Source organism: Leptospira alstonii serovar Sichuan str. 79601 (genome assembly GCF_000347175.1).
GTDB classification, from domain to species: domain Bacteria; phylum Spirochaetota; class Leptospiria; order Leptospirales; family Leptospiraceae; genus Leptospira; species Leptospira alstonii.
This window is the reverse complement of record NZ_ANIK01000003.1, coordinates 122,946-139,330: the sequence shown is the minus strand read 5'-3', so window position 1 is coordinate 139,330 and position 16,385 is coordinate 122,946. Positions and strand designations below refer to the sequence as shown.

Sequence of the window (16,385 nt, the reverse complement as noted above, 5' to 3'; positions counted from 1 at the left end):
TTTATGGGCGTTCGAGAATTTAAAATAGTTCTTACGGTAAGTGAGAACGAATTTTTCTCTCTCAAAAAACATCCTGCCTGCGATTGGATCGAGATCCGCCTCGACTTATTTTCTCCGGAAAACGTCGGACAAAAACTCGTAGATAAAGTCGAAGAATTGGGCGCTAAATGTATTTTTACTTACAGACAACCCGGAGATACGGATCAGGCCGGATCCGTAAATGAAAACGAATTCAATTTCCATCATGTAGTATCTAAAATCGATCCGAAAGATCATTATCTAGATCTGGAATTGAATCGTCCCAACGATCTTTTTGAAACACATTCAAATAACGGTTTCGGTCTCGTACGATCCGTTCATAAGTTCGACGGAATTTTATCGGAGCCGGAAATGAGGGATTGGATTTTTAAAGATCCTTATCTGGACGGAAAGAAAAAATACGAAGCGGATCTTCCGTTGATTTATAAATTTGCCGTATATCCGAATTCCGTCGTCGAACTTACCGAGTTTCTTTCCTCTTTTCGAAAGATCGCAAATGAATGCAAAAAATTGAATGTATTCTCGACGGGAATTTGTATGGGGCCGATGGGAGTGATTTCGAGAGTCTTTCCGGAATCTTTCGGTTCTCTTTTTACTTATTGCTGTTTGAACGCACCCAAAGCCCCGGGTCAAGTGGATTTGAATTCCTTAATTCGATTGAGAAATATCCAAGAATAAAACTCAGATTTTATCCGAAGTCCGGGAATCCTGATTTTTTTCCTTATCGGAACCTTTGGCCTCTAAAAAGATCTTAAAGGAAGATTTTTCCTTAAATCGATCGAATTCTTTTTCCTCGTTCGCTGTCGCCCAAATCGCGGGTTTTATATTTGCAGCTTTTCGAATGTATTCCATGGTTTTTTCAAGGTCGTCCTTATTCGCATAACATTTTGCTAATAGATAATAAGCTCCCGAAGAACCGCTTACTTTTTCCAAAAGTAAAATCGCTTGATCGGTTTTTTCGGTATAATAATAAGCCTTACCTAGATAAAAACGATATTCTCTTTCTTCTTCCTCGGAAGATTGAACGGAATGAAAGTAGCGGAGAGCCTTTTCATATTCTCCGTGATTTGTATAATAGCGGGCTAATTTCAGGATTCCGTCGTTGTAAACGTCGGGAAGATTTTTGAACTCAGGATTTTCCTTTTCGAGTTTGGAAGCGATTTCCTTTAATATCGTATATCCTTCGTTTTCTTCCTTATTTTGAATTTTACAAAGGGCCAAATACATTCGAATCTCGTGCGATCTTTCGCCGAATTCAAGCGCCCTCTCTGCGGTTTTGATCGAATTTTCGCAATCCTTAACTTCGTACTTGAGTTTCGTCAATCCGATCAAAGGTTGAACGGTGGCGTTTGCCGCGTAGGATTTTCTATAATATTTAGCGGCATCCTCGTAACGTTTCATTTTATGATAGGCAACCGCTTGATTTAAGTTTGCGTAATATAACATCTTAGGGCTGCTCGTTCCGATTTTATCTTCGAGTTTATCCAAAACCCGGAGCGCTTCGGAATATTTTTCAAGTCGAATGAGAATTACGCCGTACTTGTAAAGATAGTCGTGTTTTTCCGGAAAGTCCTTTACGAGCCTTTCTAAAAGAGTTTCCGATTGTTGAAATTTTTTATGGTTTGCATAAACGAGAGAAAGATTCCAACGTGCGGAAACATCGTCGGGATCTTTTTTAAGAATTTTAAGATAGTCTTCTTCCGTATTCGGTCCGCTCGTTTCCGGTTCTTCGGTATGTTTTTTGGGGCGATGATGCACAACGTGACCGGAGGAAAGCCGCTCTTCTGCGGTGGTTCTTATTTTTTGAATATGAGTCAGATCCGGATCGATCCTCAAAAGGCGATTGGAATAAGAAATTACTTCGTGATAATCTCTTTGATAGTTAAAGTAGAGAATGATTTTTTGATAACAATTGATTAAGTCTTTTTTCGGTAAACTAAGACCGACCGCTTTTTTAAAACTTTGAATGGATTTCGGATAATCTCTTCTGTATTCGTAGATGTAACCCATATACATCCACGCTTCTCCGGAAGACGGATTGGAATCGTTGAACTTCTGGAACTCATCCATGGCTTTGGAAAAGTCCTTTCTCGCGTAAGCCTTCTTACCTTCCTTCAAATCCGCGTATAACGAAGTTGCGAAAGAACACAAAAGAATCGAAATAAATAAAATTCGAAAGGCCATAGAACCAAATATCCGAAAGGAAGTCTTTTTTAAAAGTGAATTTGCAATCTCTCTTCCAATCGGTTTATAATAAATTTCCTAATTTTTTGTCTTTCGACGACCGGATTTCAAAAATCGAAGTCTATACTTTCTTCTGGAATTTTTTCATTTTAATAAAGATCCTAATTTCCTCGTAATCAATTCGATCGAGTTCCACTTCGATCTTATCCCCCAGTGTGTAAATCTTAGAATACTTCTTTGAATAAAAGGAAAAGTCCGTTTCCAATCGAATTTCCCCTTCATCCGTAAATTCGGAAGAAAGTAAACAAGCGTCCACAGCCGGATTCTCCAGATCCACAAAAATCAGATACGGTTTGCAACCCGTAATCGTTGCGGAAAATTCTTTAATACCCGTTTTTTCCAAATAACGACACGCCTTGAGTTTATAATAATCGCGTTCCGCGTCACTCGCCTTTCGCTCCTGATGGGAACAATGCAAACCCGAAGTAACGATCTCCTCGGAAGTATAAAGGGACTTTTTGCTCAGTAGAATGTTTTGTAAAACCCGATGACAAACAAGATCCGGATATCTTCGAATCGGAGAAGTAAAATGACAATAATCCTCGAATCCCAAACCCCAATGTCCGAGATGTTCCCCGGAATAATAAGCCTGCATAAAGGTTCTCAGCAAAAACATGTTGAACAACCTCTCGGCGGGTTTGCCTTCCAATTCTTTCAAAACTCCTCGAATCGCTTTGTAACTCGAGTCCTTCAAAGAGATTTTGATTCCGTTGAGTTGCAAGAAGGCGTTCAGAGATTCGAGTTTTTCCTCGTTCATAGGTTCGTGAACTCGATACAAGGTCGGGTGTTTTTTCTTACGAATATATTCAGCAACCTTAATATTCGCGGAGAGCATAAATTCTTCGATAAGAATGTGCGCTTGAAGCCGATCTTGAACGGCGATTTCGATTACGTTGTGTTCGGAGTCGGTAACGACCTTGTTCTCCTTCAGATTCAAATCAACCCTTCCGTCTTCGATCCGTTTGGCTCGAAGCGCCTTGGCAAATTCGTTCATTCTAAAAATCCAATTTTTAGAATCTCCGGAAAGAATTTCGGATTCCGCCCGATTATAAGTGTATCTTTCCGCAACCTTAATTATACTTTTATAATATTTAGCGTGAGTGATTTTTCCTTTCCAATCGGCTTCCATTTCCACCGTAAAAGCCAGACGATTTTTTCCCGCGACCAAGGAACAGAGATTTTCGGACAACTCGGGGGGCAACATGGGAACGACTCTGCTCCCTAAATAAACGGAAGTGGCGCGATTGTAAGCTTCCGCGTCGAGTTCGGTTCCCGGTCGGACATAATGAGAAACGTCCGCGATATGAACGTAAAAACGGATTCGGTTTTTTTCCTCCACAAAGCTGATCGCGTCATCAAAGTCTTTGGAATATTCGCCGTCGATCGTGATACACTTTAAGTTTCGAAGATCCGCACGAGAGCCCCAATCATCCGTCGTATTTTCGTCCACTTCTTCAGGAAGATCCAACATTATGTTTTCAGGATATACAATGCTGTAATTGTATTTCATCAACATTCGCATCAGATCCAAGTCTTCTTTTGTATCCGACTCGAAACGTAGAAACTGAACTTCATAGAGATTTCTTTCCTGTTCCGTTTCTTCTTTGAGTTTTACGATCAGAACGTCTCCGGATTTGATTTCGTCTTGAAGATCGATAAGAATGGTTTTACGAAGAAGATACCCCTCTTTCTCTTCGCCGTCTATGTCCAAGAATTTTCCGAAAATGAATTTAGGATCTTTTTCGGTGATAATCATTCTGTAAAGATCGCGTCCTCGTCTGAGGATCTCCGTAACTTCGCCTTCCAGCCTTCCTTTTTTTCCGATTCCGTAAGGCTGAACTTCTACAAGATCCCCTTGAATCGCCGATTGTGTGTATTGACCGGGAACGAATATTTCCATTCCGGAAGAAAGTTTTACGAAACCGTCCCCTCGTTTGCTGATGGAAATCGTTCCTTGAAGTTTTTGATTCGGGTTGACGATTATATTCTTCTTTTCTAATTCGATTAATCCTTCCGTTTCAAGAATTTGTAATGTTTCGGAAATTTCCCTTTCCTTTTCTTGAATCTGCCATTTTTCCCTTTTTTTACCGTAGGAATTTTGATTTTCTTCCCTGAGAATTTTCGCGTTTAGATCCTTTAATTGAATTACGGAACCGGCTCGCGACTGAAGGTATTTGAGAATTTTTTTTCCGACTTCGTTTTCCCGGAATCCTTCCGATCTACCGGAGTTCCGATCTTGTTTGGTCCTATCGGATTTGCCGAAGGTTTTCTTTTTTGTATTTTGTTTTGTTTGTTTTTTCTTTATATTCATAATTGCTAAACCGTTGACTTATCGTCGACGTAGGTTCCCCGCACGTAATTCGGCGCGAGTTTCCAATACGGAAATCGATTCGGAAATTCCAGAGCTTCCAAAATCAAATCGGCATTTCGATTCAAAATCGCCGATGCGGAAGGTAGATTTTCCAAGATGAAATTTCCCGAAAAAAACTCCGGATTGTCCGAAAACTTTTGGGACGTTAGGAACGCTTGTAAACGATCTTCCGGAATTTTATCCGGGATGTCGTCCGGCTTTACGTCAATAGACCCGAAAAATCCTCTCGTATCTTCCATTCCGAAATAAATTTTTTTCTGTCTGGCTTCAATCCCTACGATTACCGGATCGCCGACTTCTTGATGATAAAACGAGGAATAAACGTTCAAACTGTCGAATCCGATCGCGGGAATTTTCCAAAGTTGCGATAGATTCCTCGCGGTTGCGACCGCGATTCTAAGTCCGGTAAAAGATCCGGGACCGAGCGCGCAACCGATCAAATCGGGAGTTTTCCAATTCGATTTTTTTAAAACGTTTTGTAATTCTTGGATCAGAAGTTTAGAGGACTCCCTAGGATGAATTCCGGAATACGAAGCGACTGTTTCCAATTCTCCGTCTTGGTTTAGATGGAAGGATTCCACCAGAATCCATTGATTTGTCGCATCGAAGAATAAAATCCTCTTCATACCGGATTTCCTTCCGATTTTTTCCACAAGTTTTTCAGCTCTGGAAAATTTTCTACATCAGTACTTTTGATTATAATATTTCTTTCATATTCTGAAACGATTTTAAACTTCACTTCGATCTTTAACGGTAATATCTCCAAATCCTCTTCCGCAATTTGCCACCATTCTATAATGGAAACTCCGGCCTTTCCCCAAATTTCCTCGAAACCGAGATCCTCCAACTCGATCGGAGATTTCAATCGATGAAGATCGAAATGATAAATCTTACGTTTTTCCGAATCGGATTTTTTATCGCGGAAATAATTTTGCGCCGAGGAGTTTTGATTTAGATCGAATGGAATCGGATATTCGTTTACAAGCGTGTAAGTGGGAGAATTGACGTTTGCACCCGGCGAAATCCGTTTCACCAGTCTGAATGTAAAAGTTGTCTTACCGGCTCCCATGGAACCCGTAAATAAAAAAACGGGATGAAGGTTCCGCTCCAAAGAGGAAACGATCAAAGGCGCGAGAAATTCGGCGGGTTTGTCCAATTCTTCCAGTTTCAGATTCTGAAATTCGAGTTCCAATTCTTCCTCAAAATAATTCGCTTACCTTTTCTTTTTCAAAACGGTAAATCGAAGTGCAGAATTCGCAAGTCACTTCGATCATTCCGACTTCGTCCACGATCTGCATTGCTTCTTCTTTTCCCAACGTTTGAATCAGTTCTCTGATTTTATTTTCCGAGCAGTCGCAGCGAAATTCCGGTTGGCCTTCTTCCAAAATTTGAACCGCGGAACGAGTCTCCTCTCCGATTTTATTCAAACAATTATAAACGTTCTTCCCTAAGAACTCATTTACCTTTGTGTTGATTTGTTCGGAAAGACTTGCCGCTTTTTGAATGTGCTCTTCCTTTGCTTCCGGCAGGGATTGTAAGAGAATTCCGCGCACATCCCAGTGGAAACCGTTCTTTTGAATATAGAGAGTCACGAAACATGTGATCTGTTCGGAGCTGTTCAGATAATTCTGAAAATTTTCCTCGAAACTTTTATTCAAATAGGGAACCACGGATTGATAGATACAAGCCCCGTCCTTCCAGCGAAAGACTTTCAGTACTCCGGCATAATCTTCCATCGTTTTACCGGGTTCCACGTCTTCTTCGGGTCTTTCCCTGAGAACGGCCTTCATTCTTCCTTGTCGATCGCTGTAAGCAAGCACCGAATGTATGAAAGAATCTTCGTTAAACTGAATCTGCAAACTGACCTTGGTATCTTCCTTGATTTGATCCGCTAAAAAAAAAGCGCCGATCATCGTTCTTGCGAGGAGTTCCGTATTCGGGTCGTCCAAGTTATGCAAGTTTGAAGCCGCGGTAACGGAGTATGAAATTTCAGCGACGGAATATCGGAAATGAACATCCGGTAAAATTCCGTATATCAATGAATCCTGGTTCTGCATGGAATCCTTTTGGGCGAGAAATGAGAGTTTCGAGGTTGCGTATGTATTGCAGTTTACGTCATACGTATCGTCTCAGACTTTTCGAGAAAAGACAGTATTTTTTCTTTTAGACAACCCACAGAGACGGTTTTCTTTCTTTTCAGATTCGCCCTTCGATGATATCTCTTTCGAAACGAAAGGGAGAGTGGAATGATATTCGGAGCCGATTATTATCCGGAACAATGGACCAAAAAAGATTGGGAAGAAGATATTTCCATCATGAAAGCGATGGGTTTAAGCTCCGTTCGTCTCGCGGAGTTCGCTTGGGCGATGATGGAACCCAAGGAAGGAAAATACGATTTTTCTTTTTTCGATCATATTCTCGACTTGATCGAAAAGAACGGAATGACCGCGATCCTGGGAACTCCGACGGCGACCTTTCCTCCTTGGCTCGCTAAAAAATTTCCAGACATAATCCAAGAACGAGACGGAATTCAAAGAACGATCGGAACAAGAAGACAAGCGTGTTTCTCTTCTCCCAATTACAAGAAAGCGGTCGTAAAGATCGTAACCGCAATGGCGAAAAATTTCGGAAATCATCCGGTGGTTATCGGTTGGCAGATCGATAACGAAATCGGTCACGAAGGTTCCGATATCGATCATTCGGAAACTTCTTTAAAAGCCTTCCGAGTTTGGTTGAAGAACAAATACAAAACGATCCAAAACTTAAACGAAACTTGGGGAAACGTTTTCTGGGGAATGTTATACAACTCCTTTGAAGAAATTCCGGTTCCGGGTCGCCGCGTTGCGAGTAACTTTCATCCTTCTCTCATTCAAGATTTCTATCGATTTCATTCCGATACGATCATTGACTTCGTAAAACTTCAGACTCAAATCCTCAGAAAGTTTTCCGTCGGAAGACCTCTGACCACGAACCTTTATCCTTCTCCCTTTTTACCGATTATCGACATGGCCGAGTTGGCTACGTATCTCGATTACATTTCTTGGGATAACTATCCTACATGGGGAGAACAAGAAGCTCCGTTTCCGCATCCGTTTATATCGGCGATGCAACAATACAATCGAGGTCTGAAGAATCTTCCTTTTACCGTGATGGAGCAAATTTCCGGTTTTCAAGGACACGATTTGCTCGGTTATCTTCCCGCCCCCGGACAAACCAAACTTTGGATGAAACATTCCATCGTTCACGGTTCGAATGCGATTTATTTTTTCAGATACAGAACCGCTCGTTTCGGGCAGGAACAACTCTGCTACGGAATTTTAGATCACGATAAGGAAAAAACGGATCGTTATTTCGAATTACAAAAAGGAATTCAAGAAATCGCGGAACACGCGGAAGACTTTACGGAAGAATTATTTCCGGCTTCGGTCGCGGTCGTTCACGATATAGAAAACGCAAGAAACTGGAAACACCAACCGATCTCAACGGGTTTGAAATTTTCGCCCGTTCCTTGGTCTCAGTTGGGATACGATATAGAAATGGCGACCTGGTTTTCGGGAATGAACGTATTGAATGTCAACACTCATTTCCGTCCTGCTTCTAAGATCGATTTTAAAAATTACAAAATAATAATATTACCGATGTACACGATGGTCGCGGACGACGTTTTTAAGCGATTGGAACAATTCGTAAGGGAAGGCGGCGTTTTGGTTTTGGGTTTTAGGACCGGGGCTAAGGATTTGAACGGTTGGATGTACGATTCTCAAATTCCGGGGCCGTTTGCGGAAATGGCCGGGGTTAAGGTTCGAAAGTTCGAAGCCGTGGGAAATCAAAGGGTCAAATTTCGATTTCGTTTTTTTTCCGGAACCTGTTCCAAAATCTGCGAAATTCTGGAACCGACAACGGCGAAGGTTTGGGCTCGTTATACGGATAGAAAAAAATTCTATAAAGGATCGCCCGTAATCACGGCAAACTCCTATCATAAGGGAAAAGTCGTTTACGTGGGCGCTTCCTTGGAGCCCTTAAGTCTTGTGCTTCTGTATCGTCGTATTTTAAAAGATCTCAAACTTCCGTTTACTTTCTACGGGCCGAACGTGGAAAAGATTTTCCGAACCGGTAGAAAACAAGATTACGAAATCTTTATCAACCATTCCGGAAAGAAAAGTCTTGCAGGTTTGAAAATTTTGGATCCTTATGAGGTGAGAATTTTTCCTAAAAAGAAATGAGGCGTTTCTGTGATTTCTCAAAGAAAACGCGTTGAAAATTTCTTTTATTATATTATAAAAATCTTAAACTGGAAAATTGAACGTCCGCATTTGTTATAAACCGTGTATTACGTTAACGTGAGTTCGATATAACAAATGCGAAAGCGATTATATGTTGCGATCCATAGAGAGCAACATTGAGTTTCAAGCGGTCGGGAGCCACTTTTACTATGAAATTCGCGACCGATTTGCCAAGTCGTTTAACAAAATGAAAGGTACGAATTTTTGGAACTGAATCAAATCGAAGAACTGAATCGGATTCTCGCGTCCGTTTCCGGCCAAAATCGTCCTCACGACATTTTCGTGGACAATTTGCACACGGCATTTTTTGAATTCGAAGATAGTTTCATTCTTCCGGCTACTTCGGTGTACGAAATCGATTTTTCCGCCGCCAAGGAATTTCTTTTACAAGCGGAACAACTGATTCCGGAACTGATCGGCGGATGTAACGTACTTCCGATCGCAAAACCTAAGAAAAATTCGAACCAGCTTTTTTTGGTCAAAGAGATTCCCGCTTCGGAAGAAAACAAAGAGAAAAGGTTTGTTTTTGTCGTAAGTTTTATCCTTACCTATTTGGGCGGAGCTCCGACTTCGATGATCATAACACAACCTTTACAGGGAAAAACGGCTGCGGTTCGAACAAGGAGAATCTATTTTTCAGCCAGAATTCTTCCCTTAGAATCCTTTGAATTTAAAAAGGACGTCTTGGTCGATTTTTTAACCAGGAAATATAAAGAGACAGAATTTATGGTCGACGTCGAGACGGTTTCTTCGTTTAACAAAGCCCAACATACGTATTCCGAACTTTTCGACGACGTGGATTACTCAAAACAAATATCCTTAATTCATTCTATCTTGAACATAACGAAGGAAGTTTGGCGACCCGGCAAAGTTTTCGAGCCGATCGACGTGGAACTTCATACGATCAGTTCCCGATTTTTGGAAAACTCTCAAGAAAGAATTTTCAACCAATTTGAAAGCTTCCGGCATTTGATTGATCTTTTGTTGTCACCGGAAAGCATGACTATAGATTCAGTGAAACGGGAACCTTTGCACGACTGGCTTCGTTCTTTCGAAACGGAAAGGGGTATAACACCCTCCGGAAATATGCTTTGGAAAATCCTAAAACGAAAGTAATCTTTTTGAAGAGAAACCCATGGAACATCCACTTGCCCCTCCCATTGATTTTCCGTTAGAGGAAGTCAAACGTAGGATCAAATCCGTTCAATCCGTCTCCGGTATTTTTATCGAGTCCGCGTTGAAACTTCAGAAAGATTTGAAAACTTTCTCCTTTTCAACCGAAGCGGAAGAAAAGGATCAAATTCATAAAGCCGATGAGATGATGGGAAAATTCATCGTGGAATATCTGAGACAAAATTTTCCTTCCGACTCGATTCTTTCCGAAGACAACTACAAACACGAAGGAAATAATTCTTTTCGCTGGGTTTTGGATCCTATCGACGGATCAATGAACTTCGTAAGAGGAATTCCCCTTTATTGCGTCGCGATCGGACTTGAACACAGAGAATCTCCGGTTGCGGGCGTCGTCTTCGTTCCCGGTCTTGGCACTAAGTATTCGGCCATTCTCTCCCAAGGCGCTTTTAAAAACGGACTCAGAATCGACGTTTCCAACACGGAATCCCTCGCGCGCGCGATGCTTGTTCCGAGTTTTCCGACAAACAGAAAAGAAATATTAAACGAAGTCATTTCCGATATCACAGCATTTATCAGTTGCGGCAGATCCATGAGAAGGACGGGTTCTTTTGTTCTGGATACTTGTTGGGTCGCGGAAGGTTTACTAGACGGCATCTGGGAAAAAGGAGTCAAACTCTGGGACACTTCGGCAAGCTCCGTGATTCTTACCGAAGCCGGGGGCAAACTAACCGACTTCGGCGGAAAACATTTTCTTTCCGGAAACTCGGAAGTTGTCGTATCAAACGGAAAAATCCACTCTCAGATCGTGGACATTATGAGAAACGTTCGGGATTCTATCGGAAGAAATTAGGATATAAATTCCATATCCCTAATATTCTTTTTTTATTAAGGAGAATTTAAGAACGCCTCGAGACTCCGAATCTGATCGTCGCTTAAAGGAAGTCTGGTCATGATCCTGCTTGTACGTTTTGGAGTATAACCCGAAGGATAAGTTCCTTCTACAACTCTCGCTTTTAATAACTCAAAATTAGAACCTTTCACCGCAGGCCCGACGGCGCCGTCCAGCGCGGGATTTTGATTGTGGCAAGCGGAGCAGTTCGTTATATACAAACCCTTTCCTTGAGAAATCGATTTTTGTTCCGGAGAAAGATTCTCCTCTTCTTTACAATTTGCAAAAATGAGAATCAAGGAAATAGAAACGAGTAAGAGGCGGTAGGACCCGCCTCGATTTTTGTCGGTCCTCATCGATTAAAGGAGAACCTCAAGAAGAATATAAATAATCAAACAAAGAACAAACCCGGAAGTGATGACACCTTTTACCGTTTTGATCGGTTTGAAAGTAACGCTTTCCGGTGTTGCGGTTAACGCGTTTATTTCAACGATCGCGATGATCCCGAGAATCGCTCCTAAGAACGTATGCGCTTCGGCGCTCGTTACTTCGAAAGAAATCGGAAGATTCCTCGCAGCTCCCATCAGAAACAACATCGGAATGGAAAGAAGAGTATTGGTTCTGGAAGCCAAAAGACCTCTTGCAGCGCGAGGCGCCGGGTTTTCCGTAGTTTCACCTTTTGCGACGGCGATCACAACTTTTTGAGCGGGCCAGATCACAAACCAAACGTTAAACCACATTAGGGTTCCCAGCAATCCTCCGCCGAGAATTACCGCGAGCCATTGACCTGTGGAAAGAGTCGTACCGTTAACGATCGCATAGATGATCATCGCCCAACCACTGAGGAATGTAAACATAGCACCCCAACGAAACCACCAAAGGACTCTCGGGACCAATTGTTGAGTCGCTTTTTTCTTTGTATCGGCGTCCGTTTCGGCAAAGAAAGAACCTTGCACAAAGTTAATGTACCAAAGAAGCCCGATCCATGCAACGCCCGCGAGAAAATGGATCCACTTAAAAATGAAATACAAGCCTTGGCTTGTAAAAAGGGCGATTCCTTCCATAATACCTCCAATTCATCGATTGAATTATAATTTTCGTGTACTCTAGAAACAAGGAGTACTAGAACTAAAAATAAATCCTGGGATTTAGACTCTCAGTCAAGCACTTTAGAAAGATTCTAATTTTTAAGAAAAATAAATTACACTCTTCGGAAACAAACCCAAGCGAATTTTAAGATAGATCATCGATTAAATTTTTTTGCAGTTCGTCCCAGAAAGAAGGTTCGTCGTTTTTTTCATTCGAAGAACGGAATGGAGTGAAAGGATCTCGAAAAATTTCAGCCTGAGATTTGAGAATCACTTTCATGTTGTTTCCATTTCGAAAAAATTCCGATTCGAACTTATTCCCTCCATCTCCTTCGCTTCCTTGCACAAGAAGAAGAAAATATCGATCGAAGTATTCATCCATGTTTCCGGGAATAAACCAATTCACCATTCCGGGCGGGAAGATCCGAAGAAAACGACCGCTGATTTTCTTTTCCGGAAGTTTAGAAAATTCTCCCGTGATCTTTTCGTAATTTTTGGAAGAATAAAAACGAAACTTATATCCTAAACTTCTAATATCGATTTTAAGCCCGTAAACTTGAACGGATAATGAAACACGAACGTGAAGAGTTTCCGGCTTACTCCAATAACCCGCGGGGGTATCCGGAATTTTTAAAAACGTTTTGGTTCCCTCGTTATAGAGTTCGATTCCGTCTAAGAATTCTCCCGATTTAAAGATCGTAATTTTGTAGGAAACTTGATTTAAGAGTTTATTGAATCGTTTATAAAATTGCGGATACTCCGATTCCGTCGAGTCGTTCAGTTCATAAAGAAGCCAAGAAGAATTTTCCGTTCTTCCCAAATCGCAACGGGAAACGGAACAAAGATACCGATGTGCAATCGAAATCGAAGCGAGTTTGGCGGAATCATTCGAGCTTAAACGAAGAAAACTTTGGAGCCGATCCACATGATGAAAAAAATCAAGATAACTGTAAGCCGGAAGAATCGAAACTGTTTCGCGTTTCATTCGAAAAGTTTTTTGATCCCGGAAAGAAGTCGGAAAATACTCTGCATGAATTCGATAGGGAACGTTCTCAGGAATTTTTTCAGTCGTGAAAATATTTCGATATCCCCCGGCCGTTTTTTGAAGATAAAAGTCGATTGAAAGTTTGCCGTCTTTTTCTTTCAGAAGAGATTCGTCCGCCGAGGTTAAATTTCCGAATAAAGCGTTTCTGATTCCTCCGGTCGGATATTCGTTTAGAATACTTTTTTGATAGGAAATATATTCTTTCCAATATGCGGCTTGTTGCGGTTTCTTTTGGACACAACCGAAAAGGCAAAAACAAATCGAAACACAGATAAAAATCGGAGTTTTATTTTCTTTGTTTTCGTACGATTTCATAAAGAGAATCAACGGTTCTATCATCCACTTCTTTGTAATAGGATTCGAAAATTTGTTTTTTGTCGCGGGAAAAAATCCTTAACCAGGAAAAATCGGGTCGGATACCCGAAGATATAACCCCTTTTGAATCCAAAAAAATCGATTCGTAATTTTTGGATTTGTTTTCATCGATATAAACCGACACCGCACTCGGCGCGTTTCTAAGATCGATAAACGCGACAAATTCGACGAAATCCTTGGACTCATCGATCAGGTTCTGCATTCTCCAATAAATTTTTCTACCGTGTTTTCTGCAAAGCACGATATCCGTATAAGAACAACCCAAAAGAAATACGGTTTTTCCTTTCAACGCTTTTGAATTCAGAACTTGACCTCTTTGATCCTTGAGTTGAAAATCGGGAAGATCTGTGGAAAAGACGGGAAGCGCCAAAAAAAGAAAAATCGATAAGAAAATGATCTTAAGCGAAAACGTTTCAAAACGAACGAAGGGTTGGATCGGAATTTCTTTTATTCGCATATTATAAAACATTAAATCACTTTTGGTAGGAGTTCCTGCATTTTTATGAAACTAAGGCGTCTCGCTTCTATTGGCGCTCGGCGGGATTTAGGACAAACTCTCATCCGATTCGTTTTATATTCAGTTTTTCGGAATAACCTCATTTGGTTTGAAATCGAAAAATGCCGTCCCAATTTTCTTCGGGAGGTTTGGAAGAATAAAGTTTGCAACGTTTCAGATAAATCTTAGAAAGATTATCCGCGGGTTCCTCCCGATAAAGTTGTTTGAAAATTTTAGCGGCCTCGTCGAACTTTCCGGATTTATATTCGAAAATTCCTTGAGACAACAGCTCCGACGTTTTCAGTTTAAATTTTTTAATATCTTCGGGATCGGACTCAAACACCTCGTAAATATCCACGGGCTCGTTTCTTCCTTTTACATATGCAGAATCGATCATGCGAATCCCCACGTCGCTCATTCTATGGAGTCGAAGATACGTATGATGAGATATTAATATTCTACTTTGATACAAGGAAGTAAGAGATTGGAGACTTGACGCAAGATTAACCGCGTCTCCGATCACGGTGGTGTCGATTCTCCTCGAACTTCCCACCGTTCCTAAAATCAAAGATCCAGTATTGATCCCGATACCGATCTCCAAAGTCCATTCCGAAAAAATCGATAAATTCTTCCGCATTTTTACAGATCGAACGGCGCTCACCATTTTGATCGCGGATTCGACCGCGTTGTCGGCTGAGTTGAAATTTTCCTTTTCCGCCCTATCGCTATAATCCGCGAAAAGCGCGAGTATCGAATCCCCCATGTATTTATCCACAAAACCCGCGGTTTTATAAACGATCTCTTCCATTTCGGATAAATAAGAATTTAAGAATGCGATCTTTTGACTCGACGGAATCGTCTCCGCAAGATTCGCAAAATTCAGAATATCGGAACGGAGAACGGTCATCGATTTCTCTTTATTATTTCCGATCGAAATCGATACGGGAGACTCATTGTCGAGAACTCGAATAAACTCCACGGGAACAAAACGATAGAAGGCGTCTTTTTGATTGGAAAGTTGAGCGTTTAAAAGTTTTACGTCCTTGTAAAACTGGATGTACCTCGAAATCAAAATCTTTACGATCGTGACGATAAAAAGTAAGTAAGCGATTTTAAAAAAAGAATAATGAGGTCTGGCAATTTTAAAAACAGAGTCTGATAAATCCCATACCGCAAAAACGATACATACGGAAATCCCGGCCAATATTGTACGAGCATCCTGTCTCTTCCTTCTTACGGTTTGAATCGAAAAGAACAGAATATAAATTAAAAAGAAAATCATCGAAATTTGACAGATCCGAACGACGACGTGTATCCAGGAAAACGGAATGACAAGAATCGCAAAAAACAATCCGACCAAAAGAATCACAAAGAAAGTAGGAACTACGTTTGTCTTTTCTTTTTGGTAAAAGTAGTCTTTTAAAAAATAATAAAACGCAGGAAGAATCAAAGTCAAAGAAGAATACTCGATCCTGAAAAAGAAGGAACTATCTATTTCCGAATTCGGATTCACGAATTTTTGAAAAATCAAATTCGAAGACGAGAAAAAATAAACCGAAGAAACAAACGATAAAAATCCGAAATAAACATAGTACAAATCCCGTCTTCGCATCGCATAAAAAAATATATGATAAATTCCGAATATAAAATAAATTCCATACAAGAATGTTTCGAAATATTCGGACGTGGATTCGTAAATTTTTTGAATCGGGGAAATTTTATATCCGCTTGTATGATAAAACCCGAAATGATCGTTTTGAAAGTAAGACGCGATATTGGATTCTCCGATCATGTATATAAAAATCGTATTTTTTCCCTCTTTTAAAGCGCCCGGCGGTATCGGTAAAATCACGGACCTTAAGGACCTTCGAACCGAAGGAGTCAAATCGTTGTTATCAACATACGTCGGAAATCCTTCTTTTCGGACCAAAACCTCATTAAGATAAAGTTCCCAATTCTCTCCTATATCCGGAAAATAAATCGCGGTCGGTAATTTTAAGAACTCGGGGTTTACCGAAAATTCCGCTTTTACGGTTACGTCGTGAAATCCCGATTGATGCGGTATTTCAAAAAGAGAATTGAAACTCACCGGGAAATTCGAAATTGATTTCCAATTTTTAGGATCTTTCGGTTCTTTTTCTTGACGGTTTGTTTCAACATTCAGTTTTTCTTTCTTATTTTTTAGAAAAGAATTCTGAATATTCGATTTTTCTAATTTATCTTTGAAATGATTCCCCAAACTCGCCTTCCATTCGGCGTGTGTGAGATCCAAAACCTGCAAATCCGAAACAGACCCGCAGTTAATAAACAGAATCGAAACGATCAACGAATGTGCAAAAATCTTTATAATCCGGATCATACAACCAGAGTTCATTCAAAAGGGATTCGAAGTGAAAAATTTTTCCGGAAACGGAAAAATTA

General features: G+C 40.7%; 14 protein-coding genes. 4 read left to right on the top strand and 10 right to left on the bottom strand.

Going from position 1 to position 16,385, the window contains the following annotated elements:
- Positions 1 to 3: 3 nt before the first annotated feature.
- Positions 4 to 717 carry a type I 3-dehydroquinate dehydratase gene (locus LEP1GSC194_RS00975; protein WP_020771943.1) on the top strand — a complete coding sequence of 238 codons (714 nt, stop codon included), beginning with the start codon at positions 4 to 6 and terminating at the stop codon, positions 715 to 717.
- 3 nt (positions 718 to 720) lie between these two features.
- On the opposite strand, the gene LEP1GSC194_RS00970 is transcribed toward LEP1GSC194_RS00975, so the two are convergent.
- The 5 genes from LEP1GSC194_RS00970 to LEP1GSC194_RS00950 form a co-directional block, all read right to left on the bottom strand.
- A complete protein-coding gene (locus LEP1GSC194_RS00970) occupies positions 721 to 2,223 on the bottom strand; it encodes a tetratricopeptide repeat protein (RefSeq protein ID WP_020771975.1) in 1,503 nt (500 codons plus the stop codon).
- Positions 2,224 to 2,344: 121 nt separating this feature from the next.
- Entirely contained in the window at positions 2,345 to 4,594 is a 2,250-nt protein-coding gene (locus LEP1GSC194_RS00965; protein WP_020771954.1) for a ribonuclease R family protein, read from the bottom strand.
- 5 nt (positions 4,595 to 4,599) lie between these two features.
- Positions 4,600 to 5,280 carry a tRNA (adenosine(37)-N6)-threonylcarbamoyltransferase complex dimerization subunit type 1 TsaB gene (tsaB, locus tag LEP1GSC194_RS00960; protein ID WP_020771740.1) on the bottom strand — a complete coding sequence of 227 codons (681 nt, stop codon included), beginning with the start codon at positions 5,278 to 5,280 and terminating at the stop codon, positions 4,600 to 4,602.
- On the bottom strand, positions 5,277 to 5,846 hold the full coding sequence (gene tsaE / locus LEP1GSC194_RS00955) for a tRNA (adenosine(37)-N6)-threonylcarbamoyltransferase complex ATPase subunit type 1 TsaE (RefSeq protein WP_020771965.1): 570 nt from the start codon (positions 5,844 to 5,846) through the stop codon (positions 5,277 to 5,279). The genes tsaB and tsaE overlap by 4 nt, the downstream gene beginning before the upstream one ends.
- A 7-nt stretch (positions 5,847 to 5,853) precedes the next feature.
- On the bottom strand, positions 5,854 to 6,711 hold the full coding sequence (locus LEP1GSC194_RS00950; protein WP_020771933.1) for an Hsp33 family molecular chaperone HslO: 858 nt from the start codon (positions 6,709 to 6,711) through the stop codon (positions 5,854 to 5,856).
- A gap of 189 nt (positions 6,712 to 6,900) precedes the next feature.
- Between LEP1GSC194_RS00950 and LEP1GSC194_RS00940 the strand changes: the two genes are divergently transcribed.
- The 3 genes from LEP1GSC194_RS00940 to LEP1GSC194_RS00930 all read left to right on the top strand — a co-directional run bounded on the left by LEP1GSC194_RS00940 (position 6,901) and on the right by LEP1GSC194_RS00930 (position 10,921).
- Positions 6,901 to 8,877 (top strand): beta-galactosidase, encoded by a 1,977-nt coding sequence (locus LEP1GSC194_RS00940; RefSeq protein ID WP_020771847.1) that lies wholly within the window; start codon positions 6,901 to 6,903, stop codon positions 8,875 to 8,877.
- A 264-nt stretch (positions 8,878 to 9,141) separates the two neighbouring features.
- Complete coding sequence (locus LEP1GSC194_RS00935; protein ID WP_020771785.1) at positions 9,142 to 10,053, top strand: LIC_10030 family protein; 912 nt, start codon at positions 9,142 to 9,144, stop codon at positions 10,051 to 10,053.
- Between the two features lie 19 nt (positions 10,054 to 10,072).
- Positions 10,073 to 10,921, top strand: a complete 849-nt coding sequence (locus LEP1GSC194_RS00930) for an inositol monophosphatase family protein (RefSeq protein WP_020771992.1) — start codon at positions 10,073 to 10,075, stop codon at positions 10,919 to 10,921.
- Between the two features lie 35 nt (positions 10,922 to 10,956).
- On the opposite strand, the gene LEP1GSC194_RS00925 is transcribed toward LEP1GSC194_RS00930, so the two are convergent.
- From LEP1GSC194_RS00925 to LEP1GSC194_RS00905, 5 genes are all read right to left on the bottom strand, one after another.
- Positions 10,957 to 11,316, bottom strand: a complete 360-nt coding sequence (locus LEP1GSC194_RS00925) for a c-type cytochrome (protein ID WP_020771888.1) — start codon at positions 11,314 to 11,316, stop codon at positions 10,957 to 10,959.
- A 3-nt stretch (positions 11,317 to 11,319) separates the two neighbouring features.
- Positions 11,320 to 12,024, bottom strand: coding sequence for a urate hydroxylase PuuD (locus LEP1GSC194_RS00920; RefSeq protein ID WP_020771915.1), 705 nt, complete (start codon positions 12,022 to 12,024; stop codon positions 11,320 to 11,322).
- A gap of 169 nt (positions 12,025 to 12,193) precedes the next feature.
- Positions 12,194 to 13,408 carry an LIC10025 family lipoprotein gene (locus tag LEP1GSC194_RS00915; RefSeq protein WP_036040520.1) on the bottom strand — a complete coding sequence of 405 codons (1,215 nt, stop codon included), beginning with the start codon at positions 13,406 to 13,408 and terminating at the stop codon, positions 12,194 to 12,196.
- Positions 13,380 to 13,925 carry a hypothetical protein gene (locus LEP1GSC194_RS00910; RefSeq protein ID WP_036040517.1) on the bottom strand — a complete coding sequence of 182 codons (546 nt, stop codon included), beginning with the start codon at positions 13,923 to 13,925 and terminating at the stop codon, positions 13,380 to 13,382. Before LEP1GSC194_RS00910 ends, LEP1GSC194_RS00915 begins: the two co-directional genes overlap by 29 nt.
- 139 nt (positions 13,926 to 14,064) lie before the next feature.
- The gene (locus LEP1GSC194_RS00905) at positions 14,065 to 16,323 is read right to left on the bottom strand and encodes an adenylate/guanylate cyclase domain-containing protein (protein ID WP_036040513.1); all 2,259 of its coding nucleotides are present in this window, start codon (positions 16,321 to 16,323) and stop codon (positions 14,065 to 14,067) included.
- Between the last annotated feature and the right edge of the window lie 62 nt (positions 16,324 to 16,385).